This window comes from Streptomyces flavalbus, assembly GCF_042674625.1.
GTDB lineage: Bacteria > Actinomycetota > Actinomycetes > Streptomycetales > Streptomycetaceae > Streptomyces > Streptomyces flavalbus.
Genome location: NZ_JBHTEB010000001.1, coordinates 6636868 through 6663719, shown reverse-complemented (window position 1 = coordinate 6663719; position 26852 = coordinate 6636868). Strand labels below are relative to the sequence as shown.

Below are 26852 nucleotides of genomic sequence, written 5' to 3'. Positions count from 1 at the left end.
ACGGAACGACCGGACAGGAAGGAATCTCCCCACCGTGCGAAGAACCCGCATCCTCACGGCCGTGCTGGCGCTCGCGGCCGGTCTGCTCGCGGGCGCCCCGCCCGCGCTGGCGGCCGAGGCGCCACCACAGCCGACGGCGAAGCTCGCCGCCGACACCTACACCTGGCGCAACGCCCGCGTCGACGGGGGCGGTTTCGTCCCCGGCATCGTCTTCAACCGCAAGGAACGGAACCTCGCCTACGCCCGTACCGACATCGGCGGCGCCTACCGCTGGCAGCAGTCGACGAAGACCTGGACGCCGCTGCTGGACTCGGTCGGCTGGGACGACTGGGGTCACACCGGCGTGGTCAGCCTCGCCACCGACTCCGTCAACCCCGACCGGGTGTACGCGGCGGTCGGCACGTACACCAACGACTGGGACCCGGGGAACGGCGCGGTGCTGCGCTCCGCGGACCGGGGCGCGAGTTGGCAGAAGGCCGCGCTGCCGTTCAAGCTGGGCGGCAACATGCCCGGCCGCGGCATGGGCGAGCGGCTCGCGATCGACCCGAACCGAAACAGCGTGCTGTACCTGGGCGCGCCCAGCGGCAAGGGCCTGTGGCGGTCGACCGACTCGGGCGCGACCTGGTCGCAGGTCACCAGCTTCCCCAACCCCGGCACCTACGTACAGGACCCCGGCGACACCAGCGGCTACGCCTCCGACAACCAGGGCGTGGTGTGGGTGACCTTCGACGAGTCGACGGGCACCGCCGGGAACGCCACCCGGACGATCTACGTCGGCGTGGCGGACAAGGACAACGCGGTGTACCGCTCGACGGACGCGGGCGCCACCTGGTCGCGGGTCGCGGGCCAGCCCACCGGCTACCTCCCGCACAAGGGCGTCCTGGACACGGCCAACGGGCACCTGTACGTGGCGTACAGCGACAAGGGCGGCCCCTACGACGGCGGCAAGGGCCAGTTGTGGCGGTACACCACCGCCACCGGCACCTGGACCGACATCAGCCCGGTCGCGGAGGCCGACACCTACTACGGCTTCAGCGGGCTGACCGTCGACCGGCAGCGTCCCGGCACCCTGATGGCGACGGCCTACAGCTCCTGGTGGCCGGACACCCAGATCTTCCGCTCCACCGACAGCGGCGCGACGTGGTCCAAGGCGTGGGACTACACGTCGTACCCCAGCCGCTCCAACCGCTACACCATGGACGTCTCCTCCTCCCCCTGGCTGACCTGGGGCGCGAACCCGTCCCCGCCGGAGCAGACGCCCAAGCTGGGCTGGATGACCGAGGCGATGGAGATCGACCCGTTCGACTCCAACCGGATGATGTACGGCACGGGCGCCACGATCTACGGCACCGAGAACCTCACCAACTGGGACAGCGGCGGCCAGTTCGCCATCAAGCCGATGGTGCAGGGCCTGGAGGAGACGGCGGTGCTCGACCTGGCCTCGCCCCCGTCCGGCGCCCCGCTGCTCAGCGCGCTCGGTGACGTCGGCGGCTTCCGGCACACGGACCTCACCAAGGTCCCGCCGATGATGTACACCCAGCCCAACTTCACCTCCACCACCAGCCTGGACTTCGCGGAGTCCAACCCGAACACGGTGGTCCGCGTCGGCCACCTGGACTCCGGCCCGCACGTCGCCTTCTCTACGGACAACGGTGTCAACTGGTTCGCGGGCACCGACCCCTCCGGCGTCAGCGGCGGCGGCACGGTCGCGGCGGCGGCCGACGGCGGCCGGTTCGTGTGGAGCCCGGAGGGCGCGGGCGTCCACCACACCACCGGCTTCGGCACCTCGTGGTCGGCGTCCACCGGCATCCCGGCGGGCGCGATCGTCGAGTCCGACCGGGTCGACCCGCGGACCTTCTACGGCTTCAAGTCGGGGAAGTTCTACGTCTCCACGGACGGCGGCGCGACCTTCACGGCCTCCGCCGCGACCGGCCTGCCCAGCGGGGACAGCGTCCGCTTCAAGGCGCTGCCCGGCACCAAGGGCGACATCTGGCTGGCGGGCGGCGCGGAGGGCGGCACCTACGGGCTGTGGCACTCCACCAACGGCGGCGCCAGCTTCACCAAGCTGGCGAACGTCGCGGAGGCCGACACCATCGGCTTCGGCAAGGCGGCGCCCGGCGCCTCGTACCAGACGCTGTACACCAGCGCCGAGATCGGCGGCGTCCGCGGCATCTTCCGCTCCACCGACCAGGGGGCGAGCTGGACGCGCATCAACGACGACGCCCACCAGTGGGGCTGGACCGGCGCGGCCATCACCGGCGACCCACGCGTCTACGGGCGGGTGTACGTGTCGACGAACGGGCGCGGCATCATCTACGGCGACAGCTCCGACACCGGCACGGACCCCGGTCCCGACCCGGACCCGGAACCCACCGGCGCCTGCGCGGTGACGTACCAGATCACCAACCAGTGGTCGGGCGGCTTCCAGGCGGACGTCCGGCTGGCCAACACCGGTACGGCACCCTGGTCGGGGTGGTCCCTGAGCTGGACGTTCGGGCAGGGGCAGACGGTGACGCAGATGTGGAACGCCGAGCACACCCAGTCGGGCGCGACGGTCACGGCGAAGAACGTCGGCTGGAACGCCAACGTGGCGGCGGGCTCCTCGGTGAGCTTCGGCTTCACGGGCAACTGGAACCAGTCCAACGCGAAACCGACCGCGTTCAAGCTGGGTGACCGGACCTGCACGGTGACCTGACCGCCCGGCGGCAGGGAAGAACAGGGGGCGCGTGCCCAGAGCACGCGCCCCCTGTGCCGCGTACGGACTACGGCGTGTAGACCGTGGGCCGCGGCGCCGTCGGCATCTTGTCGCCGATGAAGAAGCTGGGGTGCGGGGGCTGGTTGTAGGCGGTGTTCTGCCAGGCCAGCCCCGTGCGGTACATGGTGTCGTGGAGCAGGGTGGTGATCCGCGTGCTCGTCTCGTACGGCGTGGAGTAGATCCGCAGGTTGCGGTTGTCGCTGGTGCGCCAGACGACCTCCTCGCGCCAGTCGCCGATGATGTCACCGGAGAGCGCGGGGGTGGACTTGGTGCCGTTGTTGGAGGAGACGCCGGAGCCGGTCAGCAGCCGGGTCTCGCCGGAGGTGCCGTACTTGTCGACCTTCGTGCCGTCGAGGAGTTCCCGGGTGGTGTCGCCGTCCCACCAGGCCAGGAAGTTCACCGAGGACGGCTCGCGGCCCTTGGTGGCACCGGACTCGTCGCGGATGTAGCTGTCGGAGGCCGACCACACCTCGGCGCCGTCGTTGCCCGCGTAGACGTCCCCGGCGACGCCGCGGCCGTTGTCGCAGCAGGCGTCGAGCTTCCAGCGGACGGCGCCGTTGGCGGGGTTGAGGTACAGCTCGGCGGGCTGGGAGCTGGACTCGGAGACCTTGAAGTACTCCAGGCCCGACGTCGACGGGTCGAGGTCGCCGAGGTGCTGGGCGTCGCCGTGCCCGGTCCGCGCGGTCCACAGGCCGTTGCCGTTGTCGTCCACGGCCATCGCGCCGTAGACGATCTCGTCCCGGCCGTCGTTGTCGACGTCGCCCACGGACAGGCTGTGCGAGCCCTGGCCGTCGTAGCCCCTGCCGCTGTTGGTGGAGGAGTTGGTGTCGAAGGTCCAGCGGCGGGTGAAGCTCCCGTTCCGCCAGTCCCAGGCGGCGATGACGGTCCGGGTGTAGTAGCCGCGCGCCATGATCAGGGAGGGCCGGGCGCCGTCCAGGTACGCCGTCCCGGCGAGGAAGCGGTCCACGCGGTTGCCGTAGGAGTCGCCCCAGGAGGAGACGGTGCCGCGGGCCGGGACGTAGTCGACGGTGCCCATCGCCCTGCCGGTCTGGCCGTTGAACATGGTCAGGTACTCGGGCCCGGACAGGACGTAGCCGCTGGAGTTGCGGTGGTCGGCGGAGGAGCTGCCGATCACCGCGCCGGTGCCGTCGACCGTGCCGTCCGCGGTCTTCATGGCGACCTCGGCCTTGCCGTCGCCGTCGTAGTCGTACGCCTGGAACTGCGTGTAGTGGGCGCCGGAACGGATGTTGCGGCCCAGGTCGATCCGCCACAGCCGGGTGCCGTCGAGCTTGATCCCGTCGACGACGGTGTTGCCGGTGTAGCCGGACTGGGAGTTGTCCTTGGCGTTGGTGGGCTGCCACTTCAGTACGAAGTCCAGGGCGCCGTCGCCGTCCAGGTCGGCCACGGAGGCGTCGTTGGCCTCGTAGGTGTAGGCCACGCCGTCGGGGGTGGTGCCCCCGGCCGGTGGGGTGATCGGGACGTCCTTGTACCCGGCGCGGAACTGCACCGCGTGCACGGAGTCGCCCTGCTCGACGCCGCCCACGACGGCGCGGACGGTGTAGTCGGCGTGCGACGGGGCGCCGGAGTGGAAGAAGTTGGTGGAGCCGGTGATCGGCGCGGAGTTGACCTTCGTACCGGCGCGGTAGACGTTGAAGGACACGTCGTTCGGGTCGGTGGCCAGCCAGCGCCAGCTCACCAGGTTGCCGGTGCCGGTGTAGACGCTGACCACGCCCCGGTCGAGCCTCTCCACCTGCCGGGCGGTGGCCGCCTCGGCGGTGTCGGTGGTGAGCGCGGTCAGCCCGGCGCCGGTCAGGACGGTGGCGGCGACGGCCGCAGCGAGGACGGGGGACCTGCGGCGTCTGCGGTGCGGGTGCGGGTGCTGCACGGGGACGTACCTCCCGGGAGGACGGATGGGTTCCGCCTACCGGTCGCCGCCGCTCCCGGATCGGTTGCCGGGCGGCGTGAGGTCATTCCTTGCGGAAGGCGCGCAGCGTGAACACCGGGTCCGGCCGGTCGCGGTCCTGGTCGGGCAGGGCGGCCAGCCGGGCGATGAACTCCTCCGCCAGCTCCGAGCCGGGCGGCACCGTGAGGAACCAGCCCCGCCGCAGGTCGGCGATGGTACGGCGGGGGCTGCGGCCCTGCCCGCGCCCCTGGAAACGGGCCCGCCCGGCGTCCCGCAGCCCGCAGGCGGCGGCGTACGACTCCACCAGGCGCGCGGCGTCCGTGGCGGGGCGGCGGGGCCGGGCGGCCATCACGGCGTCGATGTCGCTGCCCACGTTGTGGGAGAGGGCCTTGTCGACGGTGGTCACGTACACCCCGCCGGGCCGCAGCACCCGCGCGCACTCCGCGACGATGGCCCGCGCGTCGTCGTCGGACGGCGCGAGGTGCAGCAGCCACACGCTGCTGACGGCGTCGAACTCGCCGTCCCGGAACGGCAGTCGGCGGGCGTCCGCGAGGACGACGGTGCCCGGCAGCCGGGCCTGCGCCTGCCGGGCCATCGGCACCGACCGGTCCACGCCGGTCACCCGGGTGCCCGGGCGGGCGGCGGCCAGCCGCCGGGTGACGATGCCGGTGCCGCAGGCCAGGTCGAGCAGGGCGCCCATGTCCCGCGGCAGCAGGCTCAGTACGGCGTCGGCGGCTGCCGCCGCCCTCGGCTCGCCGCCGCGCCAGGCGTCGTAGCCCTCGGCTTCCTTGTCGTAGTCGATCAACGCTGCCCCCCTTCGGCGCCTCTTCTTCCGTGTTCTACGTGCCGCTCGCGCCGCCCGCTCAACTCGCCCCGTGCGCGGGCGCCAGCGCGGTCACCCGGCGGGCGAGTTCGACGTCCAGGGCGGTGACGGCGCCGCCGACGCTGTGGGTGTTCACCGACAGGGAGACGGTGTGGTAGCCGAGGGTGAGGTCGGAGTGGTGGTCCAGCTCGTCCTGGACCTGGGCGACGTGCACGGCCATGGCCGCCGCCGCCATGTGCGAGCCGAGCCGGTAGACGCGGGTGAGCCGGTCCCCTTCGAGGGACCAGCCGGGCAGCTCCGCGAGACGGGCGTCGATCTCCTCGGGCGACAGCGGTTCGACGGGCATGGGGCGCTCCCTCGGCGGTACGGGCACGGGTACCTGTTCAGCGTGCCACAGCGGGGACGAGGTGAACCGGGCCGTCCGGGTGGCTCGTTCCGGGGTGCCGGATACGGCTACCGTCGACGGTATGACCACTGCGACACCCGCGCGCACCGCCCCCGCCGCCGCGCCCGCCGACCAGGGCGTCGGCACGCTGCTGCGGGCCTGGCGGGAGCAGCGGCGGATCAGCCAGCTTGAGCTGGCGCTGCGCGCCGACTCCTCCGCCCGGCACATCAGCTTCATCGAGACGGGCCGCTCCCGGCCGAGCGAGGAGATGGTGCTGAAGCTCGCCGAGCACCTCGACGTACCGGTCCGCGAGCGCAACGCCCTGCTCCTCGCCGCCGGTTACGCCCCCCGCTTCCCGGAGACCCCGTTGGACGACCCGGCGCTGGCCGCGGTGCGGGCCGGGGTGGAGCGGCTGATACAGGGCTACGAGCCGTATCCGGCGCTGGTGGTCGACGCGACGTACAACGTGCTGGCCGCCAACCGGGGCATCACCGCGCTGCTGGGCGAGGTGCCCCCGGCGCTGCTCGGGCCGCCGCTGAACGCGATGCGGCTCACCCTGCACCCGGAGGGCCTCGCGCCGCGCATCCGCAACCTGCGCCAGTGGCGCGGGCACCTGCTGGCGCAGATGGAGCGGCAGATAGCGCTGCACCGGTCGGCGGCGCTGCGGGCGCTGTACGAGGAGGTGGCCGCCTACCCGGTGCCCGAGGAGGCGGTGCCCGAGGGGGCGGCGGACGAGGCGGTGCCGTACGTCGCGCTGCCGCTGCTGATCGAGCACGGCGGCCGGACGCTGTCGTTCATCTCGTCGATCTCCACGTTCAACACGCCGATGGACGTGACCGTCGCCGAGCTGGCCATCGAGACGCTGCTCCCGGCCGACCCGGCGACGGTGCGGCACCTTCAGGAGCTGCTGCCCTGACGCGCCCTGAGGGCGCCCCACTGGAGGGCGGCGAACCCGGCCACGGTGAGCGCCTGGAGGACCACCCACACGGCGCCCGTCGTGCTCGGCGACAGCCACAGTCCGAGGGCGAGGAAGCTGACCGCCGCCCAGGCCAGGTTGGCCTCGACGACCGCCCGCACGCCGAGCGCGGCCGGGCTGGGGCGCCCGGCGAGCAGGCCGACCGCGGCGGCGTACAGCACGAGGAAGACACCGAGGACGAGCAGCAGCTTGGAGCTGACGTCGAACAGGCGGCCGAGGGGGCCGGAGGCGACGAGGTAGGCGACGCCGTTCGTCCCGGTCACCACTGCGTCCAGAGTGAGGAAGCGGCGCAGCATGAGCTGCGGCTCGGTGGTGCGGGCGAGAGCGGCGAGGTGGGTTGCGGACATGGCGGATCACCCTCCGTCGGGGTCGTAGTGGTGCGGGGGGACCGGCTCCCGGGCTGGAGTGCGCCAGCCCGGAACCCGGTGATCTCACGATCCCGCGGGCCGCGGGCGGGGTCCATTACCTGCGAGGTAATGGGTGACGCGCGGTCAGCGACTCCTGGATTGCGCGGTTTTGCTCACCGGCCGTGGTGATTGCCTCACCTCCCGCCACGTGAGACTGCCGCGGGAACATGACACACTGCCCCCATGCTTTCGGCGCGTAGGGGAGGCGTGGCGTGAGTGAACGACGACCCGCGCCCACGGTCGGTCAGGTGGTGCTCGGCAAGCGGCTCCAGGAGCTGCGGGAGGCGGCCCGGCTGAGCCGTGAGGAGGCCGCGAAGGTGCTCCGGGTGGCCCCGGCGACCGTGCGGCGCATGGAGACGGCCGAGGTCGCGCTGAAGATCCCGTACGTGCAGGTGCTGCTGACGACGTACGGGGTGCCCGCGGAGGAGGTGGCCACGTTCGTCGCGCTGGCGGAGGAGGCGAACCAGCCGGGCTGGTGGCAGCGGTTCCACGACGTGCTGCCGGAGTGGTTCAGCGTGTTCGTGTCCCTGGAGGGCGCGGCGCGGATGATCCGCAGCTACGAGCCGCACTTCGTGCCGGGGCTGCTCCAGACCGAGGGGTACGCGCGGGCCGTGCTGGAGGCGGGGACGGTCGGGCAGTCGGGACCGGAGACCATCGAGCGCCACGTGCGGCTGCGGCTGACCCGGCAGGAGCTGTGGAAGCGGCCGGACCCGCCCCACCTGTGGGTGGTGATGGACGAGACGGTGCTGCGCAGGCCGGTGAGCACCAAGCCCGAGGTGATGCGCGACCAGCTCGACCGGCTGCTTGAGGCCACCGAGAGCGATCTGGTGACCCTCCAGGTCGCCGAGTTCGACCACGGGCCGCACCCGGGCACGTACGCGCCCTTCTCCCTGTTCCGGTTCGCCCAGCCGGAGCTGCCCGACATGGTCTTCACCGAGTACCTGACCGGCGCGCTCTACCTGGACTCGCGCGCCGAGGTCTCCGGGCACCTGGAGGTCCTGGACCACATGTCGGCGCACGCGGCGTCGGTGGCCCGCACCAAGGAGATCCTCCGGAAGTACCGGGCGGCCTGCTAGGCCGGGTCCAGGCGGCTGGCTGACCCGTACGGGTGCGGTCGGCGGGTGGCCCCGCGGGGCGGCGCCTAGGTTCTTGAGGGACGGGGCGGCCGAGCGTGCGGGAGGCGAGCCTGATGCCGGGATTCGAGGTGCTGTACCAGGCGGCGGCGCTCTGTCTGACCTATCCGGACGACGACGTGCTGACCCGGCTGCCGCTGCTGCGGGAGGCCGCGCCGCAACTGCGGGAGTTCGCCGACCACGCCGCGGTCACCCCGCCGGGTGAGCTGGCGGAGGACTACGCGCGCGTGTTCGGCGCCGAAGGGCTGTACCTGGGGCGCGGACGGGGCGGGGCCGCCCCGGCGCGGCTGGGCGACCTGTACCGGGCGCACGGCCTGGAGTTCACCGGCGAGGAGCGGCCGGACTTCCTGCCCGCGGTGCTGGAGTTCGCGGCGCGCACGGGCAACACGGAGCCGCTGACCGGGCACCGGGACGCGCTGGAGGAACTCCGGGCGCGGCTCACCGGGCTGGGGACGCCGTACGCGTGTGTGCTGGAGGCGGTGTGCGCGACGTTGCCTCCGGCGCATCCTGGGGATCTGACGGATCCGGTGCCGCAGCCTCGGTGAGTATGTCGTGTGCGGGTGCGTCGTGGCTGGTCGCGCAGTTCCCCGCGCCCCTAGGTAGGCTGCCTCAGCCGTGCCTTCAAGCGGCGCCGCCCCTTTGGTCCCTCTCCTCATCGACGATCTCGGCGTCCACCACGCCCTCCTCCTCCTGCGGGGCCTGCTCCTGGGCGGAGCCCGGCGTCGGCTGTTCCGCCTGGGCGTACATCGCCTGGCCCATCTTCTGGCTGACGGTGGCGAGTTTCTCGACGGCCGTGCGGAGGGCGGCGGTGTCGCTCTCGGCGGCGGGGCGTTCCAGCAGGCCCTTGAGTTCGCTGACGGCGGACTCGACCTCGGTGCGGGTGTCGGCGGGGACGCGGTCGCCGTTCTCGGTGACGAACCGCTCGGTCTGGTAGACGAGTTGCTCGGCCTGGTTGCGGGTCTCGGCGGCCTCCCTGCGCTTGCGGTCCTCCTCGGCGTACTGCTCGGCCTCCCGCATCATGCGGTCGATGTCGTCCTTGGGCAGGGCGGAGCCGCCGGTGACGGTCATCTTCTGCTCGCGGCCGGTGGCGAGGTCCTTCGCGGAGACGTGCATGATCCCGTTGGCGTCGATGTCGAAGGCGACCTCGATCTGCGGGATGCCGCGCGGCGCGGGCGGCAGCCCGGTGAGGTCGAAGGTGCCGAGCTTCTTGTTGTACGCGGCGATCTCGCGTTCGCCCTGGTAGACCTGGATGCCGACGGAGGGCTGGTTGTCGGCGGCGGTGGTGAAGATCTCCGAACGCCGGGTCGGGATCGTGGTGTTGCGCTCGATCAGCTTGGTCATGATGCCGCCCTTGGTCTCGATGCCGAGGGACAGCGGGGTGACGTCGAGGAGGAGGACGTCCTTCACGTCGCCGCGGAGGACACCGGCCTGGAGCGCGGCGCCGACCGCCACGACCTCGTCGGGGTTGACGCCCTTGTGCGGGTCCTTGCCGGTCAGCTCGCGGACGAGTTCGGTGACCGCGGGCATCCGGGTGGAGCCGCCGACGAGGATGACGTGGTCGATCGCGGCGAGCTTGATCCCGGCGTCCTTGACGGCCTGGTGGAAGGGGGTCTTGCAGCGGTCGAGCAGATCGGCGGTGAGTTCCTGGAACTGGGCGCGGGTGAGCTTCTCCTCCAGGTGCAGCGGGCCCTCGGCGGAGGCGGTGATGTAGGGCAGGTTGATCGACGTCTCCGAGGACGAGGACAGCTCGATCTTGGCCTTCTCGGCGCCCTCCCGCAGCCGCTGCACGGCCATCTTGTCGCCCGCGAGGTCGATGCCGTACTGCCCCTTGAACTTCTTCACCAGGTGATCGACGATCCGCTGGTCCCAGTCGTCGCCGCCGAGGTGGGTGTCGCCGTTGGTGGCCTTGACCTCGATGACGCCGTCGCCGATCTCCAGCAGGGAGACGTCGAAGGTGCCGCCGCCGAGGTCGAAGACGAGGACGGTCTGCTCCTCGCCGCGGTCCAGGCCGTAGGCGAGGGCGGCGGCGGTCGGCTCGTTGATGATCCGCAGCACCTTCAGGCCCGCGATCTCCCCGGCCTCCTTGGTGGCCTGCCGCTGGGCGTCGTCGAAGTAGGCGGGGACGGTGATCACCGCGTCGGTGACGTCCTCACCGAGGTAGGACTCGGCGTCCCGCTTGAGCTTCTGCAGAACGCGCGCCGACAGCTCCTGCGCCCGGAAGCGGGTGCCGTCCACGGAGCCCTGGTCCGGGAAGCGCCAGTCGGCGTCGCCCATGTGCCGTTTCACGGAGCGGGCGGTGCGCTCGACGTTGGTCACCGCCTGCCGCTTGGCGACCTCGCCGACCAGCACCTCGCCGTTCTTGGCGAAGGCCACGACCGAGGGTGTGGTCCTCGCGCCCTCCGCGTTGGCGACGACCGTGGGCTCGCCGCCCTCCAGGACGGCGACCACCGAGTTGGTGGTCCCCAGATCGATACCGACCGCGCGTCCCATCGCAGTCCCCTTCCGCGTCACGGAGTGTCCGGAGTGTCCGCCACTCCCTCCAGCACAAAACTTGAGTGGCCTCTTGTCAATGGCGCATACGGGCCACCCGCGCGCCCCCGCCCTACAGCGGAGTACCCCGTCGGGGGCGTGCGCCCCGCAGCGCGACGGCGTGCCGGGGGCGGTCGGTGACCAGGACGTCCACGCGCGGGTCGGCGAGGAAGGCGCGCAGGGCGGTGTCGTCGTTGACGGTCCACACCAGGGTGAACAGCCGGTGCCGGGCGGCCTCGCGCAGCACGTTGGCGCGGGCCAGGCGCTGGTGCACGGCGACCCCGTGGGCACCGCAGGCGCGCACCCGGCGCAGCGGGAACAGCTCGCTCAGCCGGGTCGCGGTCAGCCGGGAGGCGGCGATCTCCGCGCGGTCCCGGCCCAGCGACAGGGCGGTGCGCACCCCGGGGAAGGCCCGGGTGATCGCGGCGACGGAACGGTCCTCCAGGGAGGTGGCCACGAAGCCGTCGACGCCGAGCAGCGCCACCGCCCGGTCGATCACCGTGCGCTCGTAGCCGGGCTCCTTCAGGTCCAGGTGGCCGACCAGCCTCCCCGCGATCAGGGACATCACGTCGTCGACGACCGGGACGGGGTACCCGGCACGGGCGTTCAGCTCGGCGTGGCTGAGCTGGGACAGCGGCGGGCCGGTGTGCCGTACCCGGGGGTCGTGGTGGACGACGAGGACGCCGTCGGCGGTGCGCCGGACGTCGAACTCGACGTACTCGGCGCCGGAGGTGACCGCGTCCTCGTACGCCTGCCAGGTGGCGGCGGCGTACCGTTCACCGCCGCCGCGGTGCGCGGAGACGGCGGGGCGGAGCGGGGTCACGGGTCACCTCCCGGGGGTCGCGGGCGGTCCGGGTGCGGCCGGACCCCGCCCGGCACGGGTCCGGGCGGGGCGGCGCGGACCTCAGACCAGCTTCGCGGAGAGCGTGATCGGTACGGCCTTCAGGGCCTGGCTGACCGGGCAGTTGACCTTGGCGTCCTCGGCGGCGGCGAGGAACGCCTCGCTCTCCATCCCGGGCACCGTGCCCTCGACGGTGAGGTGGATGCCGGTGATGCCCTCGCCCGGCTGGAAGGTGACGTCGGCGGAGGTGACCAGCTTGGTGGGCGGGTTGCCGCCCTTGGTGAGGATGTTGGAGAACGCCATGGAGAAGCAGCTCGCGTGGGCGGCGGCGATCAGCTCCTCGGGGCTGGTCTTGCCGTTGGCGTCCTGGGCGCGCGACGCCCAGGTGACGGGCTGCGCGTCGATGGCGCCGGAGGAGTCGAAGGTGACGACTCCGTTGCCCTCAAGGAGGTTGCCTTCCCAGACGGTGTGTGCGGAGCGCGTGGTGGCCACGGTTGGTCCTTTCGCGTGTGTCGGTGAGGCGACGTGAGGCGGCCCCGGTGCCGGGGCTCGGGGACCATCCGATCACATTCCCGCGCATCCCACGCACAACAACGGTGGAGCGGGGCCGGGTTCCGGCAGGTCCGGGGTCACGGCTCAGGCGGCGCGGCGGTCCGGCTCGGGCTCGTCAAGGGGCACCTCGGGGCCGCACGCCTCCGCCAGCCAGCGGCGCAGCACGTGGTGGACCCGCTCGGCGCCGGTCAGTTCGGCGCCGTCCTCGACGGGCGGGGAGAGGGTCAGCGGGGAGAGCAGGAACGGGGCGCCCTGGGCGCCGCCGAGGCCGCCGTGCGAGCCGATCTGCTCTTCGAAGGCGAGGACTTCGCCGTCGGCGGGGTCGAGGGAGGAGTTCACCATGATGTCGGCGGTGTGCGGGAAGGTGTGGGTGCGCCGCACGGCGTCGGCGGCGCCGGGCCCGAACGGCGCGAGCGGCCCCGGGTCGCGGTCGAGGTCCGCGACCGGGATCTCGGCGCCGTACGCGCCGAGGACGACCCCGCCGTGGGCCTCGCTGCGCACCAGCAGGAAGCCGATGCCGGGGTGGTTGGCGAGGGTGGTCAGCAGCGCGGGGTGGCGGGCGTCGATCTCCTCCTTGGTCATCCGGTGCGGCACGTCGGGGAAGGAGACCAGGCCGAGGTTGCCGGAGGCGAGCACGATCGGCTCGGAGCGGCGGTCGGGGCGGTAGCGCTCCTCGCCCTCCGCCACGGGGATGCGCAGCGCGGCCCGGACGGCGGCGCGGGCCTCGGCGCCGCTGTGGGTGCGCCGGGCCCGGCGCGGCACGGGCAGCCCGCACCCGGCGCGCACCAGGTCGTTGAGGGTGAGGCCGTAGCGGGCGCGGAAGGTCTCGCCGGGGCTCTGGCCGTGGTCGGACAGGACGACGATCCGGTACGGGCGGGGGGCGTGCTCGGCGACCTTCTCGATCAGCGCGAGCGCCCGGTCCAGGCGCTGGAGGACCTTCTCGGCGTCGCGGCTCATCGGCCCGGAGTGGTGCGCGACCTCGTCGTAGGCGACCAGGTCGGCGTAGACGGAGGTGCGTCCGGCGAGCATGTCGCCCATCACCGCGGCGACGACGACGTCCCGTTCGACGACGGTGGCGAAGGCGCGGACGAACGGGTAGAGGCCGCCGCGTGAGACCCGGGGGCGCTGGCCGCGCAGCCGGGCCCGGGTGGACTGACCGATCTCCCGGCCGACCTCGGCGGTGAAGGACAGGGCGGTGCGGACGGCGTTGGCGGGGTCGGAGAAGTAGGCGAAGTAGCCCGCGCGGGAGCGGTTGGCGCGGGAGCGGCGGCGGGTGGCGATGGACAGCACGAGGGCCTGTTCGTCGGCGCCGCCGCTGAAGAGGTTGCCGCGGGAGGCGCCGTCGGCGCTGAGCAGTCCGCCGTCGCCGGTGCGGCGGACGGCGCGGCGCTGGAGTTCGGCGGCGCTGGTGGGGCGGTTGCAGACCATGACCTCGCGGGTCTCCTTCTCGTACCAGCGGAACGCGGGCACGTCGAAGGTGCTGCCGTGCAGGATGCCGAGCTGGCTGGCGCCGGTCTGGCTGGACCAGTCGGTGCGCCAGCGGGTGAGCCGGTGGGAGGCCCGCTCGCCGGGGCGGCCGAGCCAGCGGGCGGTGGTCGGCATCAGGCCCTTGCGGACCGCGTCAAGGAGGACGTCGTGGCCGACGCCGTCGAACTGGAGGAAGACGGTGCCGGGGGTCGCCGGTCCGGGTGGCAGGGCGCGGCGGCGGCGGTCGGCGAGGCGGTACAGGCGGCGCCGGTAGGCGTCGTCGTCGCGGACGGCGAGGGCGGCGCCGGTGGCGGAGGCGACGGCGGACATCACCGCGGCGACGACCACGGCGGTCTCGGGGGCGGCGGCGCCGCGCTCGCCGGGGTTGGGGTTGAGGCGCAGGGCGAGCAGGAGCAGCGCCCCGTTGAGGAAGAAGACCAGCAGTCCGAGGACGAAGGCGGGGACGAGGAGCAGCAGCCGGACCAGCAGCGGCCACACCAGCGCCGACAGCAGACCGAACGCACCGGCGCCGAACGCGGCGGTGACGGCGATGTCGGTGGCGCTGTCGCCGTCGGCGGAGCGCAGCCGGAAGTCGGGCAGGATTCCGGCGAGGACGAGCATGGTGACCGTGGAGACGGCCCACACCGTGACGCTCCGCCCGACCTGACTGGCCACCCGCCGCCAACGCCCGCCCAGCACGCCCCGCACACCTCACGTCCCGGCCCGACCTGAACGCGGGCCCGCCCCCAGCCTGTCACACACCTGGCCGGAACCGGCCGGACGGCGAGTGGGGATGGGGGAAGGAGTAGGGGCAGGTCCGGGGGTTGTCAGGGGCAACTGTCCCCTCCGGCCCGTCACACCGGGCGTCCGCCCCAGCCCCCGGCCAGGGCTCAGCGGCCGTCGTACCCAGCCGTCGGCATCGACAGCCGCCGGTGGACGCACGCCTTCATCTGGGCGTCGTACGACGGTTCCGCGGAGCCGACGGTCTCCACGCGGACGCCGCGTCTGGCGCACTCCGCGGTGAACGCCGCCACGTCCGCGAGGGCGCTCTCCAGGACCCGGTGGCTGGGGGCCACGAAGACGTCGGTGCCGGGGCGGACCCCGTCCCACAGGACGCCGTGGTCGGGGCGCAGGCCGCGCACCAGCAGCTCACGGACGACGGTGTAGCCGTGCTCGGCGGCCCAGCGGGCGCACATCGCGTGCTGGCTGCGGGAGTCCACCAGGAAGGGATCGGCGTCCAGTTCCTGGAGCGGGGTCAGACTGGCGATGGCCGTGACCCGGACCCGACCGGCAGCATGTCCCATGGCGTCCCCCTCACCTCCGGGTTTCGCCGCCGACCCTACTCCTGCCCGTAGGCTTCGGGGAGTCGCGCGAAGGAGGCAAAGAGGTGCCGGTGGAGATCACCTGGTGGGGACACGCCACCTGCGCGCTGCGGGATTCGGACGTGCGCCTGCTGACCGACCCCTTGTTCGCCCGGCGGCTGGCCCATCTGCGCCGCCGCCGCGGGGCCCTGCCGCCGCCCACCGCCCGGCACGCGGACGTCGCGCTCGTCTCCCACCTGCACGCCGACCACCTGCACGTGCCGTCCCTGGCCCGCCTCGCGCCGGGCACCCGGCTGCTCGTGCCCCGGGGCGCGCCCCGCGCGGTGCCCGGACTGCGCCGTCTGGCCCATCTGCGCCTGACCGAGATGGCGCCGGGCGACGAGACCGAGGTCGGGGCGCTCACGATACGGGCGGTGCCCGCGCTGCACGACGGGCGGCGGCTGCCGCTCGGACGGCACCGGGCCCCCGCGCTCGGCTTCGTCGTGCAGGGCGAGGCGCGCACCTACTTCGCCGGGGACACCGGGCTGTTCGACTCGATGGCCGAGGAGGTCGGCCGGGTCGACGTGGCGCTGCTGCCGGTGGGCGGCTGGGGACCGTACCTCGGTGACGGCCACCTGGACCCCGGGCGGGCGGCCGAGGCGCTGGCCCGGCTGGCGCCGAGGGCGGCGGTGCCGGTGCACTACGGCACGTACTGGCCGATCGGGATGGACGCGATACGCCCGCACGAGTTCCACGCGCCGGGCGACGAGTTCGTACGGCTGGCGGCCGAGCGCGCGCCGGGCGTGACCGTGCACCGGCTCGGGCACGGCGAGAAGCTCCGGCTGGAGGTCGCCCGGTGAGCTGGCTCGCCTCGGCCCCGGCGACGACACCGCCGGACTCCGCGCAGGTGATCGGGTACCCGTCGCTGTTCCTGCTGGTACTGATCGGCGCGCTGGTGCCGGTGGTGCCGACGGGCGCGCTGGTCAGTTCGGCGGCGGTGGTCGCCTTCCACCGGGCGGCGCCCGTCTCGCTGGCGCTGGTGTTCGCGACGGCGTCGCTGGCCGCGTTCCTCGGGGACGCCACGCTGTACTGGCTGGGGCGGCGCGGCATGGGGTCGAAGAACGGGTCGCGGTGGCTGGAGGCGATCCGCTCGCGGGCGCCGGAGGACCGGCTGGCGCAGGCGCAGGGCAAGCTCGCGGAGCACGGGGTGGCGGTGCTGGTGCTGTCGCGGCTGGTCCCGGCCGGGCGCATCCCGGTGATGCTGGCCTGTCTGATGGCCCGCTGGCCGCTGCGGCGGTTCGTGCGGGGGAACCTCCCGGCCTGTCTGGCGTGGGCCGTGACGTACCAGCTCATCGGCATCCTGGGCGGGTCGCTGTTCCCGGAGCCGTGGGAGGGCGTCGTGGCGGCGGTCGTCCTGACCGTGCTGATCAGCGTGGCGCCGGGGGCGTGGCGGCGGCTGCGGGGCGTCGGCACCGGCTGAACCGCCGGAACCCCGCCGCTACCCGCCGTCGCGCGGCAGGACGCGGGAGCCGCCCACCGGGAGGTCCCAGAGGGCGGAACGGTCCAGGCCGCCTCGGCCCACGCCCCGCGGACCCGGGTCAGGGGCTCCAGGACCGGTTCCGCGGACAGGATGAACGTGGCCCAGTGCATGGGGGCCATCCGGCGGGCGCCCAGGTCGAGGGCGGCCCGCACGGCCTCCTCGGGGGCGCAGTGCACGTCGCTGAGCCACCAGCGGGGGTCGTAGGCGCCGATGGGGAGCAGGGCGAGGTCGATGCCGGGGTAGCGCTGGCCGATGCGGGTGAACCAGTGGCCGTAGCCGGTGTCGCCCGCGAAGTACACGCGCTGGCCGTCGGGGTCCGTGAGGACCCAGCCGCCCCACAGGCTGCGGCAGGTGTCGGTGAGGGTGCGCTTGGACCAGTGGTGGGCGGGCACGAAGTCGAAGCGGACGCCGCGCAGCACCGCCCCCTCCCACCAGTCGAGTTCGGTGATCCGGCTGAAGCGGCGGCGCCGGAACCAGGCGCCGAGCCCGGCCGGGACGAAGACGGGGGTGTCGCGCGGGAGGCGGCGCAGGGTGGGGGCGTCGAGGTGGTCGTAGTGGTTGTGGCTGATGACGACCGCGTCGACGCGCGGCAGCCGCTCCCAGGGCACGCCGACGGGGGTGATCCGCGCCGGGGTGCCGAGGATGCGCCGGGACCAGACGGGGTCGGTGAGGACGGTGAGCCCGCCGACGCTCAGCACCCAACTGGCGTGTCCCGCCCAGGTGACGGCGACGGTGCGGGCGTCCACGCGGGGCAGCGGGGCGGGCGCGAAGGGCAGCCGGGGGATGTCCGCGAGGCCCTCCCGGCCGGGGCGTACGGCGCCCTCGCGGGCGAACCGGGCGAACGCCTTCAGGCCGGGCAGCGGGGCGGTCAGCCGGTCGTGGAAGGTGCGCGGCCAGACCCGGTGCTCGCCCAGCGGGCGGGGTTCCGCGAGCGGCGGGGCGGGGGCCGCGGCGGGCGCCGGGAGGATCGGCCCCGGATCGTCGGCTTCCTGGGTGCTGGTGGTGCTGGCCGACTCGGACTGCTGCGTCATCGAGGAGACTCCCGTCGCTGAGCGTCGTCGCTGAGGTCGTCGAAGACCGCCTTCACATGGGTCAACGCGCGTTGCACCTGGGGCATTTCCAGCGGCTCGGGCGAGCCGAGGGCCGCGGCGCGCTCGGTGTCGGTGCCGCCCAGCAGCCGTGCGGTGGACAGCCGTACGCGCAGGGCGGCGAGGTCGTCGCCGAAGCGGTGGCCGCCGGGGGCGGGCATGGCGAGCCGGGCGGTGAGGAAGTCCTCCAGCTCCTGGGCGTCACCGACGCCGTGCGCGGCGAGCGCGGGGCGCAGCGGGGCGAGGTCGACGTACAGGTGGCGGCCCGCCTGCGGGGGCAGGGCGAGGGCCCCCGCGCCGACGACGGTGCGGTGCGCGGCGGCGGCCACGCGCGCGTGCAGCGCCGCCGCGGCGGCGACCCGGCCGGTGACCTGCGGCGGTTCGGACAGCGCGAGGACGGCGGCGGCGGCGACCGGCGCGGCCACGCGGGCGTCCAGCGCGGTCAGGACGTCCAGCACGCGCGCGTGGAGGCCGTCCCCGGTGTCCCCGGCGGGGAAGCGGGCGACGGCGGCGGGCCAGCCGGGCGGCAGCAGCGCCCCGGCGAGGTCGGTGACGACGGTGACCCGGTCGGGCCGCATCTCGGCGGGGCTGAGGAGGACCGTGCCGTGCGGGTCGTGCGGGGTGTCCCGCCAGGTCTCGTCGCTGACGAGGTGCAGTCCCGCGCCGGTGGCGGCCTCGACGGTCTCGTGCAGCAGCTCCGGCGGGGCGACGGTGCCGGTGGGGTCGTCCGCGACGGACAGCACCAGCAGCCGGGGGTCGCCGCCCTCGGCGCGCACCCGGCGCACGGTCTCCAGCAGGGCGTACGGGTCGGGGACGCCGCCGCAGTCGGCGGGCGTCGGCACGTGGAAGACGGGCCTGCCGAGCAGTCTCGCGTACGGCGCCCACCAGGCGGCGCAGGGGCGGGGCACCAGGACGTCGCCGCCGAGCGCGGCGGTCAGCGCCAGCAGCAGCGACGGGGCGCCGGGTCCGGCGACCGCGGCGGCGGGGGCGGTGGGCAGTCCACGGCGTTCCCAGTAGCCGCAGGCCGCCTCCAGCAGGGCGGGTCCGCCGCCGGTCGGCTCGCCGTCGGAGCGGTGGGCGGCGCCCGCGACGGCGGCGGCGAGGTCGGGCAGCACGGGCAGTCCGTCGCCGGGCGGCGGGGGGCCGTAGCGGACGGGGCCGTGGCCTTCCGGTTCCGTCCGCATGGGCACCTCCGCGCTCACCGTGGTCGTGTCACCCGCGCGCCACCGGCCTCCGTGGGGCCCGTGGGCCGCGGGAGGCGGAACGTGCGCTCGCGCTGTGAGTACCCACGACAGCCCTCCGTCAGGCTTCCGTCAGGCGCCCGCGGTCGGCTCCTTGCGCCGTACCCGGTAGACCGCGGCGCCGAGCGCGCCCGCGACCAGCAGACCGCCGGTGACCAGCGCGGTCGCCGAGTCCGTGAACGTGCCGCCCTCTCCGGCGTGCACACCGTGCTGGACGCCAGCCCCGGCGCAGGAGTCGTGGTGCGGCGAGGGGCACGGCCGCGGCTTGTGCGTCGGCTGGTGCGTGGGGTGGTGCGTGGGGTGGTGGGTGGCGCCGCCGCCCACGGTCACCGTGAAGGTCGCGCTCCACTGCTTGCCCTGTCCGCCGGGCGGCGCCGGGCAGGTCCCGTCGACGGACCAGGCGTCCTCCTCCTCGAAGTTCCCGGCGGGGGCGATCTTCGCGGTGCCCTCGTAGGCGGGCCCGGTGCCGGTGTCGAGGGTGGTGGGGATCTGCTCCAGCTCCACGGTGCCCGCCTCGAACGCCTGCGAGGTGGCCTCGATGGTCGCGGGCGCCGGACCGCCGAGCGGATCGCAGGACACCGACACGGTGACGGTCCCGCCCGGCCGCACCGCCGCGGGACTCACCTCGGCGGTCGGCTCCGCGGCCACGACGGGTATGGCACAGGTCAACGCCGTACCGGCGAGCACGACGACGGACAGCACACGAGCGGTAGGGCGCATGGGTGGGGCTCCTTCGAGCGGTGCGCGATGACAGAGCCATCACAACCCGCACCAGCCGGGTCGGCAGTCACTACGCACCCAACGGAGTGACAGCCCACCTAAAGGGGCGCGGGGAACTGCGCGAGCAACCCACCACGACCCGCACCCGGCGACGAAAAAGCAACCACCCCCTACGCGACCCCCCGCAGCACTTCCTCCCGCACCCGGTCGCAGCACCGGCTGATCAGCCGCGACACGTGCATCTGCGAGATCCCCAACCGCTCCGCGATCCGGCTCTGCGTCATGTCCCCGAAGAACCGCATGTACAGGATCGCCCGCTCCCGCTCCGGCAACGCCGCCAGCCGCCCCCGGACCGACTCACGGTCGACGACCGTGTCCAGCGCGGGATCGGTCGACCCGAGCGCGTCGCTCAGCGAGAACCCGCCGTCGCTGCCGGGCAGTTCCGCGTCCAGCGACAACGCGCTGAAGCTCTCCAGCGCCTCCAGGCCGACCCGCGTGTCGTCCTCGCTGAGGTCGGCGTGCGCGGCGAGGGCGGCGACGCTGGGCCGCTGCCCGGAGGCGGTCTGGGCGAGTTCGTGGGAGGCGGCCCGCACCTGGTTGCGCAGTTCCTGGACCCGGCGTGGCACGTGCAGGGTCCACATGTGGTCGCGGAAGTGCCGCTTGATCTCACCGGTGACGGTGGGCACGGCGTAGCTCTCGAAGGCGTTGCCGCGGTCGGGGTCGTAGCGGTCGACGGCCTTGACCAGGCCGAGGGCGGCGACCTGGCGGAGGTCCTCGTAGGACTCGCCGCGGCTGCGGAAGCGTCCGGCGATGCGTTCGGCCATCGGCAGCCACGCCTCGACGATCCGCTCGCGCAGGGCGTCGCGTTCGGGGCCGGGGGGCAGGGTGGCGAGGCGGCGGAAGGATGCGGTGGTGTCGGGGGCGTCGTCGTGGGGGTGGTTCCGGTTCCGCGTGTTCGCTGGGCTTCGCATGGGACGTGCAACTCCCTTGGACCGTGCTCGGGAAGGGGACGACGGTCACCGCGGAAGTCTGCGCACGGTCCGGACCGGGCGCACGTGGGGCCGCGGCGGGCCGCTCCCACGGACGTGCCTGCTGTCCGAAGCACTGGGGGGCACCTGCCCTGACCCGTGCCGGGCAAACACCGCGAGGTTTCCGTCCGTGTCCGCGGGGTGACTCGTGACGGGTGCTTCCCCGCCCTTCCCCGGCCCTTCCCCTGGAGGTTCCTCCATGAGCACCAAGGTCTCCGACCACGTTCTGCGACGGCTGCGCGAGTGGGGTGTGGAGCAGGTCTTCGGCTATCCGGGCGACGGCATCAACGGCCTGCTCGCGGCCTGGGGCCGCGCCGACGACCAGCCGCGCTTCATCCAGTCCCGGCACGAGGAGATGTCCGCGTTCCAGGCGGTCGGGTACGCCAAGTTCAGCGGCCGGGTCGGGGTGTGCGCGGCGACGTCGGGGCCGGGCGCGATCCATCTCCTCAACGGCCTGTACGACGCCAAGCTGGACCACGTGCCGGTGGTGGCGATCGTCGGCCAGACGCACCGCACCGCGATGGGCGGCTCGTACCAGCAGGAGGTGGACCTGCACACGCTGTTCAAGGACGTCGCCTCGGAGTTCGTGGAGACGGTGACGGTGCCCGAGCAGCTCCCGAACGTCCTGGACCGGGCGATCCGCACCGCGTACGGGCGGCGCTGCCCCACCGCGGTGATCATCCCCGGTGACGTGCAGGAGCTGGACTACTCACCGCCGACCCACGCGTTCAAGATGGTGCCCTCCAGCCTGGACACCAGCTCCTACACGACGGTCCCCTCCGACGACGCCCTGCGGCGCGCGGCGGACGTCCTGAACGCCGGGGACAAGGTGGCCATCCTCGTCGGCCAGGGCGCGGCGGGCGCGCGGCCGGAGGTGGAGCGGCTGGCGGAGCTGCTGGGCGCCGGGGTGGCGAAGGCGCTGCTCGGCAAGGACGCCCTCAGCGACGAACTGCCGTACGTCACCGGCGCGATCGGGCTGCTCGGCACCCGTCCGTCGTACGAGCTGATGCGGGACTGCGACACGCTGCTGACCATCGGTTCGTCGTTCCCGTACTCCCAGTTCATGCCGGAGTTCGGCAAGGCGCGCGGGGTGCAGATCGACATCGACCCGCACATGATCGGGATGCGGTACCCCTACGAGGTGAACCTGGTCGGGGACGCCAAGGAGACGTTGCAGCGGCTGCTGCCGCTCCTGGACACCGACCGCGGGCGCGAGTGGTACGACACGATCTGCGCGAACGTGGCGCGCTGGCGGGACGTGATGCGGCGGCGGGCGGAGCTGTCGGCCGACCCGATCAACCCGGAGTGGGTGGCGCGGGCCCTTGACCCGCTGCTGCCGGACGACGCGATCGTCACCTCCGACTCCGGCTCCACGGCGAACTGGTTCGCCCGGCACCTGACGATGCGGCCGGGGATGCGCGCCTCGCTCTCCGGGACGCTGGCGACGATGGGCTGCGGGGTGCCGTACGCGATCGGGGCGAAGTTCGCCCATCCGGACCGGCCGGTGTTCGCGCTGGTCGGCGATGGGGCGATGCAGATGAACGGGCTGGCGGAGCTGATCACGGCGGCGAAGTACCAGGACCGCTGGACGGACCGGCGACTGGTGATCGGGGTGTGGAACAACCACGACCTGAACCAGGTGACGTGGGAGCTGCGGGCCATGGGCGGCGCGCCGTCGTTCCTGCCCTCGCAGGAACTCCCGGACGTGCGGTACGCGGCGTTCGCCCGGTCGCTGGGGCTGACCGGCATCCGGGTGGAGAAGCCGGAGGACGTCGAGGCGGGCTGGCGCGCCGGTCTGGAGGCGGACGGGCCCGCGGTGGTCGAGTTCCTCACCGACCCCGCCGTGCCGCCGGTGCCGCCGCACGCGACCTGGGACCAGATGGAGGCCACGGCCGCGTCGATCCTGAAGGGCGACGCCGACCGCGGCTCCGTGATCAGGCAGGGTCTCAAGGCGAAGGTGCAGGAGTTCCTGCCGGGCCGGGAGAAGAGGCGGGAGGAGCGATAGGCGCCCTGGGGGCGCCCCGTTCCTCCGGCGTCGTCTGCTGGCCCGGCAGCAACAGCTCCTCGTAGCGGCCCAGCGCCAGCATGACGCCGAGCAGCAGGAGCGGGATGAGCACGGCGAGTACCGCCATGGTGTCCGTCCTCCCCGGATGGCCGTGTGGGGGGCGGCGAGGGGTGCGGTCCGGGTCTCCTGGCCGCGTCCGGAGAAACCCCTCCGGAGGCCGAAAACCCGTGTCGGCCTCCCGTCGACGGGTACGCGGTGCGCACTCCCGAAGGTCTGGAGGAGACATGCAGCGAGGCAGTGACCGGCTGAGCGTCCACCGGGACGACGAGATGAAGCACGAGCTCCAGGGTCTGCTCAGGTCGGGGCACCCCACCCGCACGGAGGAGTGGCACGACCCCGAGCCCGGCGCCGACGACGACCCGCGCCTCGCGGGCGGACCGGCGATGGGCTCGATGGAGGAGACCCGGCTGGAGCTGGCCCGGGTCCTGGGCCGCACCTCGTTCCCGGCGGGCCCGGTCGAGCTGATGGGCGTCCTGCGCCGCAGCCACGCCCCGGACGCCCTGGTCGAGCCGCTGGAGCGGCTGCCGCGCAAGGCCCGCTACGGCAACGTGCAGGAGCTGGCCGAGGCCCTGATGGGCCCGGAACGGTCGGCGCACAACCCACGGGAGGAGCCGCGGTGACGGCGGACTACGTGCGCGAGGTGATGACGCCGGGCGTGGTCGCCGTACGCCCGGACGCCTCGGTGGTGGAGGCGGCGCAGTTGATGCGCGCGCAGGACATCGGGGACGTGGTGGTCGCGGACGGCCAGCACGTCGTCGGGATGCTCACCGACCGTGACATCACCGTGCGGGCGGTGGCCGAGGGCGCCGACCCGCTGACGGTGAGCGTGCGCTCGGTGTGCACGCCGGACCCCTACCAGGTCGGCCCCGAGGACCCGGTGTCCACGGCGGTGGCGCTGATGCGCGAGAAGGCCGTACGGCGGCTGCCGGTCGTGGAGGACGGCCTGCCGGTGGGCATGGTGAGCCTCGGCGACCTGGCGGAGGCGCAGGACCCGGAGAGCGTGCTGGCCGACATTAGCCGGGCCGCCCCGGACGAGACCGGGCCGCTGGGGCCGGGCGCCCGGGGCGGCGCATGAGGTGTGCGTGGCCACGCAGGAAGCAGTACAGGAAAGGACGGTGAACCACCGTGCGTATCGCGTTTCTCGCCGCGCCCGAGGGCGTGGAACAGGTCGAACTGACCGAGCCCTGGAAGGCGGCCTCCGACGCGGGCCACGAACCGGTGCTGGTGTCGACGAAGCCCGGGGAGATCCAGGCGTTCGACCACCTCGACAAGGCGGACACGTTCCCCGTCGACGAGGTGGTCGGTGACGCCTCCGCCGACTCCTTCGGCGCCCTGGTGCTGCCGGGCGGCGTGGCCAACCCGGACTTCCTGCGGCTGGACGACAAGGCCGTCTCCTTCGTCCGGGACTTCTTCACCCAGGGCCGCCCGGTGGCGGCGATCTGCCACGCCCCGTGGACGCTGATCGAGGCGGACGTCGTCCGCGACCGCACGCTGACCTCCTGGCCGAGCCTCCAAACGGACCTGCGCAACGCGGGCGCCACCTGGGTCGACGAGCAGGTGAAGGTGTGCGGCAACGGGCCCAACCAGTTGGTCAGCAGCCGTAAGCCGGACGATCTGGCGGCGTTCTGCGAGACGTTCCTCGACGTGTTCGCGAAGGAGGCCGCCTGATGGGTGCCACGGGTGACCGCAAGCAGGACCAGCGGGAGACCTTCCGCGCGGACGACCCCTGCGAGGGTCCGCTCACCACCGACCAGGGCGTCGAGGTCGACCACACCGACGACTCGCTCGCCGCGGGCGAGCGCGGTCCGACGCTGATGGAGGACTTCCACTTCCGGGAGAAGCTCACCCACTTCGACCACGAGCGGATACCGGAGCGGGTGGTGCACGCGCGCGGGGCGGGCGCCTACGGCTACTTCGAACCGTACGAGTCGCTCGCGGAGTACACCCGCGCGGCCTTCCTCCAGGACCCGTCGGTGCGGACACCGGTGTTCGTGCGGTTCTCCACGGTGCAGGGGCCGAAGGGCTCCGCGGACACCGTGCGGGACGTGCGCGGCTTCGCCACCAAGTTCTACACCTCGGAGGGGAACTACGACCTGGTCGGCAACAACATGCCGGTCTTCTTCATCCAGGACGGCATCAAGTTCCCCGACTTCGTGCACGCGGTGAAGCCCGAGCCGCACAACGACATCCCCACCGGCGCCTCCGCGCACGACACCCTGTGGGACTTCGTCTCCCTCCAGCCGGAGACGACGCACATGATGATGTGGCTGATGTCGGACCGCGCGATCCCGCGCAGCTACCGCATGATGCAGGGCTTCGGCGTGCACACCTTCCGGTTCGTCAACGCCGAGGGGCGCGGCACGTTCGTGAAGTTCCACTGGAAGCCGAAGCTGGGCGCGCACTCCCTGGTGTGGGACGAGGCGCAGGAGTGCCAGGGCCGCGACCCGGACTTCAACCGGCGTGACCTGTGGGACGCGATCGAGCGGGGCGACTACCCGGAGTGGGAGCTGGGCGTCCAGCTCGTCCCCGAGGACGACGAGTTCGCCTTCGACTTCGACCTCCTCGACGCCACGAAGATCATCCCCGAGGAGCAGGTGCCGGTACGGCCGGTCGGCCGGATGGTGCTCGACCGCAACCCGGAGAACTTCTTCGCCGAGACCGAGCAGGTCGCCTTCCACACCGCCAACGTGGTGCCCGGCATCGACTTCACCAACGACCCGCTGCTCCAGGCCCGCAACTTCTCCTACCTGGACACCCAGCTCATCCGGCTGGGCGGCCCCAACTTCGCCCAGCTCCCGGTGAACCGGCCGGTGACCCCGGTGCGCACCAACCAGCGCGACGGGTACGGCCAGAGCCGGATCCACCGGGGCACGAACTACTTCCCGAACTCCCTCGGCGGCGGCTGCCCCGCCCACGCGGGCGTCGACGGGAAGGCGTTCACGCACTACGCCGAACGCGTCGACGGGGCGAAGATCCGCAGGCGCAGCCCGAGCTTCCAGGACCACTACAGTCAGGCCGCGCTGTTCTGGAACAGCATGGCCGACTGGGAGAAGCGGCACATCGTGGCGGCGTTCCGGTTCGAGCTGGGCAAGGTCGGCACGGTGGAGGTGCGGGAGCGCATGGTCGAGAACCTCGGCAAGGTCGACCCGGAGCTGGCGTCGGCGGTGGCGGAGGGCATCGGCGTGGCGGCACCGTCCGGTGACGGGCAGAGCGCGTCCAAGCTGTCCTCCCCCGCGCTCAGCCTTGAGTCGCTGCGCGGTGACGGCTCCATCCGCACCCGGCAGATCGCGGTCCTCGCCGCGGACGGCGTGGACACCGCGCAGGTGTCGTCGCTGCGGGACGCGCTGACCGCCGAGGGCGCGGTCGTGGAGGTGCTCGCCGCGGTGGACGGCAGTGTCGCGGGCGCGGACGGCGAGGACCGGTGCCCGGTGGACCGGGCGCTGCCGACGGTGGCGTCCGTGCTGTACGACGCGGTGCTGCTGCCCGGCGGGCCGACGGGGACGCCGCCCGCGGTGTCCGACCCGGACGTGATGCGGTTCGTGCGGGACGCGTACCGGCACGGTAAGCCGATCGGGGCGCTGGGGTCCGGGGTCGGGGTGCTGTCGGCGTTGGAGCCGGAGGGGCTCGGGGTGTCCACCGAGTTCCAGCGGGTGGTCGCGGACCAGGGGGTGGTGACGGACACGTCGCCGGGGGCGGCCAGTGGGGAGTTCCTGCGGGCGTTCGTGGGGGCGGTGGCGGCGCACCGGCACTGGGGGCGGCCAGCGGTACGGGGGTGAACCCGGTACTCGATACGGCCCCGCGCCCCTGAGGGCGTGGGGCTTGCCGTTGGTCGGCTACTCGCGGTCGCGGGCGCCGTCCCGGGTGCGGCCCGACGCCACGAAGCGGGTCGGGTTGCGGCGCAGGTACTCGCCCTCCAGTTGGGCCATGCGCTCGTTGTGGGTGCGCAGCGCGTCGTTCGAGCCGTACAGGAGTGTGTCGTGGCGGGTGCGGTGGATGGTCTCCAGCTCCCGCATGAGCTGCTGGTCGTCCAGTTGCCCCGGGTCGACTCCGGTCATCGTGGTGCCCCGCTCGTCGTGTTCGTTCATGCCGTTCGGGTAC

General features: G+C 73.3%; 24 protein-coding genes and 1 pseudogene. 11 read left to right on the top strand and 14 right to left on the bottom strand.

Features of this window, described 5'->3' with window-relative positions:
• Positions 1–34: 34 nt before the first annotated feature.
• Entirely contained in the window at positions 35–2695 is a 2661-nt protein-coding gene (locus tag ACFQZ6_RS29785) for a cellulose binding domain-containing protein (RefSeq protein ID WP_381615143.1), read from the top strand.
• Positions 2696–2762: 67 nt separating this feature from the next.
• Here ACFQZ6_RS29785 and ACFQZ6_RS29780 read toward each other — a convergent pair whose 3' ends face one another.
• From ACFQZ6_RS29780 to ACFQZ6_RS29770, 3 genes are all read right to left on the bottom strand, one after another.
• A complete protein-coding gene (locus ACFQZ6_RS29780; RefSeq protein ID WP_381615140.1) occupies positions 2763–4640 on the bottom strand; it encodes a rhamnogalacturonan lyase in 1878 nt (625 codons plus the stop codon).
• 82 nt (positions 4641–4722) lie between these two features.
• Positions 4723–5463 carry a class I SAM-dependent methyltransferase gene (locus tag ACFQZ6_RS29775; RefSeq protein ID WP_381615137.1) on the bottom strand — a complete coding sequence of 247 codons (741 nt, stop codon included), beginning with the start codon at positions 5461–5463 and terminating at the stop codon, positions 4723–4725.
• A 58-nt stretch (positions 5464–5521) separates the two neighbouring features.
• Positions 5522–5827, bottom strand: a complete 306-nt coding sequence (locus ACFQZ6_RS29770; RefSeq protein WP_381615134.1) for a 4a-hydroxytetrahydrobiopterin dehydratase — start codon at positions 5825–5827, stop codon at positions 5522–5524.
• 121 nt (positions 5828–5948) lie between these two features.
• Here ACFQZ6_RS29770 and ACFQZ6_RS29765 point away from each other — a divergent pair, with 121 nt between their 5' ends.
• A complete protein-coding gene (locus tag ACFQZ6_RS29765) occupies positions 5949–6782 on the top strand; it encodes a helix-turn-helix domain-containing protein (RefSeq protein ID WP_381615131.1) in 834 nt (277 codons plus the stop codon).
• Here the strand turns inward: ACFQZ6_RS29765 and ACFQZ6_RS29760 are convergent.
• The gene (locus tag ACFQZ6_RS29760; RefSeq protein WP_381615128.1) at positions 6764–7189 is read right to left on the bottom strand and encodes a hypothetical protein; all 426 of its coding nucleotides are present in this window, start codon (positions 7187–7189) and stop codon (positions 6764–6766) included. The two genes, ACFQZ6_RS29765 and ACFQZ6_RS29760, sit on opposite strands and share 19 nt — an antisense overlap.
• 272 nt (positions 7190–7461) lie before the next feature.
• Between ACFQZ6_RS29760 and ACFQZ6_RS29755 the strand changes: the two genes are divergently transcribed.
• Together ACFQZ6_RS29755 and ACFQZ6_RS29750 are read left to right on the top strand one after the other, a co-directional pair.
• The gene (locus tag ACFQZ6_RS29755; protein ID WP_381615125.1) at positions 7462–8325 is read left to right on the top strand and encodes a helix-turn-helix domain-containing protein; all 864 of its coding nucleotides are present in this window, start codon (positions 7462–7464) and stop codon (positions 8323–8325) included.
• A gap of 113 nt (positions 8326–8438) precedes the next feature.
• On the top strand, positions 8439–8927 hold the full coding sequence (locus tag ACFQZ6_RS29750; protein ID WP_381615122.1) for a nitrate reductase molybdenum cofactor assembly chaperone: 489 nt from the start codon (positions 8439–8441) through the stop codon (positions 8925–8927).
• 76 nt (positions 8928–9003) lie between these two features.
• On the opposite strand, the gene dnaK is transcribed toward ACFQZ6_RS29750, so the two are convergent.
• The 5 genes from dnaK to ACFQZ6_RS29725 form a co-directional block, all read right to left on the bottom strand.
• Complete coding sequence (dnaK, locus tag ACFQZ6_RS29745; protein ID WP_381615119.1) at positions 9004–10872, bottom strand: molecular chaperone DnaK; 1869 nt, start codon at positions 10870–10872, stop codon at positions 9004–9006.
• A 112-nt stretch (positions 10873–10984) separates the two neighbouring features.
• Positions 10985–11734: a glycerophosphodiester phosphodiesterase family protein gene (locus ACFQZ6_RS29740; RefSeq protein ID WP_381615116.1), complete on the bottom strand. Its 750-nt coding sequence runs from the start codon at positions 11732–11734 to the stop codon at positions 10985–10987.
• A gap of 81 nt (positions 11735–11815) precedes the next feature.
• The gene (locus ACFQZ6_RS29735; RefSeq protein ID WP_381615113.1) at positions 11816–12244 is read right to left on the bottom strand and encodes an OsmC family protein; all 429 of its coding nucleotides are present in this window, start codon (positions 12242–12244) and stop codon (positions 11816–11818) included.
• Positions 12245–12388: 144 nt separating this feature from the next.
• The gene (locus ACFQZ6_RS29730; RefSeq protein WP_381615111.1) at positions 12389–14479 is read right to left on the bottom strand and encodes a phage holin family protein; all 2091 of its coding nucleotides are present in this window, start codon (positions 14477–14479) and stop codon (positions 12389–12391) included.
• A gap of 182 nt (positions 14480–14661) precedes the next feature.
• Complete coding sequence (locus ACFQZ6_RS29725; RefSeq protein ID WP_381615108.1) at positions 14662–15075, bottom strand: hypothetical protein; 414 nt, start codon at positions 15073–15075, stop codon at positions 14662–14664.
• Positions 15076–15158: 83 nt separating this feature from the next.
• Between ACFQZ6_RS29725 and ACFQZ6_RS29720 the strand changes: the two genes are divergently transcribed.
• Positions 15159–15932, top strand: coding sequence for an MBL fold metallo-hydrolase (locus ACFQZ6_RS29720; RefSeq protein ID WP_381615105.1), 774 nt, complete (start codon positions 15159–15161; stop codon positions 15930–15932).
• The gene (locus ACFQZ6_RS29715) at positions 15929–16552 is read left to right on the top strand and encodes a DedA family protein (RefSeq protein ID WP_381615102.1); all 624 of its coding nucleotides are present in this window, start codon (positions 15929–15931) and stop codon (positions 16550–16552) included. Before ACFQZ6_RS29720 ends, ACFQZ6_RS29715 begins: the two co-directional genes overlap by 4 nt.
• An 18-nt stretch (positions 16553–16570) precedes the next feature.
• Here ACFQZ6_RS29715 and ACFQZ6_RS29710 read toward each other — a convergent pair.
• From ACFQZ6_RS29710 to ACFQZ6_RS29695, 4 genes and pseudogenes are all read right to left on the bottom strand, one after another.
• Positions 16571–17643 (bottom strand): annotated as a pseudogene (locus tag ACFQZ6_RS29710) (MBL fold metallo-hydrolase).
• The gene (locus tag ACFQZ6_RS29705) at positions 17640–18884 is read right to left on the bottom strand and encodes an aminotransferase class I/II-fold pyridoxal phosphate-dependent enzyme (RefSeq protein ID WP_381615099.1); all 1245 of its coding nucleotides are present in this window, start codon (positions 18882–18884) and stop codon (positions 17640–17642) included. The pseudogene ACFQZ6_RS29710 and the gene ACFQZ6_RS29705 overlap by 4 nt, the downstream one beginning before the upstream one ends.
• A 129-nt stretch (positions 18885–19013) precedes the next feature.
• On the bottom strand, positions 19014–19661 hold the full coding sequence (locus tag ACFQZ6_RS29700) for a hypothetical protein (RefSeq protein WP_381615096.1): 648 nt from the start codon (positions 19659–19661) through the stop codon (positions 19014–19016).
• Positions 19662–19831: 170 nt separating this feature from the next.
• Positions 19832–20632, bottom strand: a complete 801-nt coding sequence (locus ACFQZ6_RS29695; RefSeq protein WP_381615093.1) for an RNA polymerase sigma factor SigF — start codon at positions 20630–20632, stop codon at positions 19832–19834.
• A gap of 256 nt (positions 20633–20888) precedes the next feature.
• Between ACFQZ6_RS29695 and ACFQZ6_RS29690 the strand changes: the two genes are divergently transcribed.
• From ACFQZ6_RS29690 to ACFQZ6_RS29670, 5 genes are all read left to right on the top strand, one after another.
• Positions 20889–22694 (top strand): thiamine pyrophosphate-requiring protein, encoded by a 1806-nt coding sequence (locus ACFQZ6_RS29690; RefSeq protein WP_381615090.1) that lies wholly within the window; start codon positions 20889–20891, stop codon positions 22692–22694.
• Positions 22695–22978: 284 nt separating this feature from the next.
• A complete protein-coding gene (locus tag ACFQZ6_RS29685; protein ID WP_381615087.1) occupies positions 22979–23374 on the top strand; it encodes a DUF2795 domain-containing protein in 396 nt (131 codons plus the stop codon).
• Positions 23371–23829, top strand: a complete 459-nt coding sequence (locus tag ACFQZ6_RS29680; protein WP_381615084.1) for a CBS domain-containing protein — start codon at positions 23371–23373, stop codon at positions 23827–23829. Before ACFQZ6_RS29685 ends, ACFQZ6_RS29680 begins: the two co-directional genes overlap by 4 nt.
• Positions 23830–23879: 50 nt before the next feature.
• Positions 23880–24422 (top strand): type 1 glutamine amidotransferase domain-containing protein, encoded by a 543-nt coding sequence (locus tag ACFQZ6_RS29675; protein WP_381615081.1) that lies wholly within the window; start codon positions 23880–23882, stop codon positions 24420–24422.
• Complete coding sequence (locus ACFQZ6_RS29670) at positions 24422–26530, top strand: catalase (protein ID WP_381615078.1); 2109 nt, start codon at positions 24422–24424, stop codon at positions 26528–26530. Before ACFQZ6_RS29675 ends, ACFQZ6_RS29670 begins: the two co-directional genes overlap by 1 nt.
• Before the next feature lie 57 nt (positions 26531–26587).
• Here ACFQZ6_RS29670 and ACFQZ6_RS29665 read toward each other — a convergent pair whose 3' ends face one another.
• On the bottom strand, positions 26588–26839 hold the full coding sequence (locus ACFQZ6_RS29665) for a DUF6158 family protein (RefSeq protein WP_381615075.1): 252 nt from the start codon (positions 26837–26839) through the stop codon (positions 26588–26590).
• Positions 26840–26852 lie beyond the last annotated feature (13 nt).

Bases quoted from the DNA above. Each gene is read 5' to 3' on its own strand.
- ACFQZ6_RS29770 (WP_381615134.1), bottom strand. From the start codon at position 5,827: ATGCCCGTCGAACCGCTGTCGCCCGAGGAGATCGACGCCCGTCTCGCG.
- ACFQZ6_RS29765 (WP_381615131.1), top strand. From the start codon at position 5,949: ATGACCACTGCGACACCCGCGCGCACCGCCCCCGCCGCCGCGCCCGCC.
- ACFQZ6_RS29760 (WP_381615128.1), bottom strand. From the start codon at position 7,189: ATGTCCGCAACCCACCTCGCCGCTCTCGCCCGCACCACCGAGCCGCAG.
- ACFQZ6_RS29750 (WP_381615122.1), top strand. From the start codon at position 8,439: ATGCCGGGATTCGAGGTGCTGTACCAGGCGGCGGCGCTCTGTCTGACC.
- dnaK (WP_381615119.1), bottom strand. From the start codon at position 10,872: ATGGGACGCGCGGTCGGTATCGATCTGGGGACCACCAACTCGGTGGTC.
- ACFQZ6_RS29725 (WP_381615108.1), bottom strand. From the start codon at position 15,075: ATGGGACATGCTGCCGGTCGGGTCCGGGTCACGGCCATCGCCAGTCTG.
- ACFQZ6_RS29705 (WP_381615099.1), bottom strand. From the start codon at position 18,884: ATGCGGACGGAACCGGAAGGCCACGGCCCCGTCCGCTACGGCCCCCCG.
- ACFQZ6_RS29700 (WP_381615096.1), bottom strand. From the start codon at position 19,661: ATGCGCCCTACCGCTCGTGTGCTGTCCGTCGTCGTGCTCGCCGGTACG.
- ACFQZ6_RS29695 (WP_381615093.1), bottom strand. From the start codon at position 20,632: ATGCGAAGCCCAGCGAACACGCGGAACCGGAACCACCCCCACGACGAC.
- ACFQZ6_RS29690 (WP_381615090.1), top strand. From the start codon at position 20,889: ATGAGCACCAAGGTCTCCGACCACGTTCTGCGACGGCTGCGCGAGTGG.
- ACFQZ6_RS29685 (WP_381615087.1), top strand. From the start codon at position 22,979: ATGCAGCGAGGCAGTGACCGGCTGAGCGTCCACCGGGACGACGAGATG.
- ACFQZ6_RS29670 (WP_381615078.1), top strand. From the start codon at position 24,422: ATGGGTGCCACGGGTGACCGCAAGCAGGACCAGCGGGAGACCTTCCGC.
- ACFQZ6_RS29665 (WP_381615075.1), bottom strand. From the start codon at position 26,839: ATGAACGAACACGACGAGCGGGGCACCACGATGACCGGAGTCGACCCG.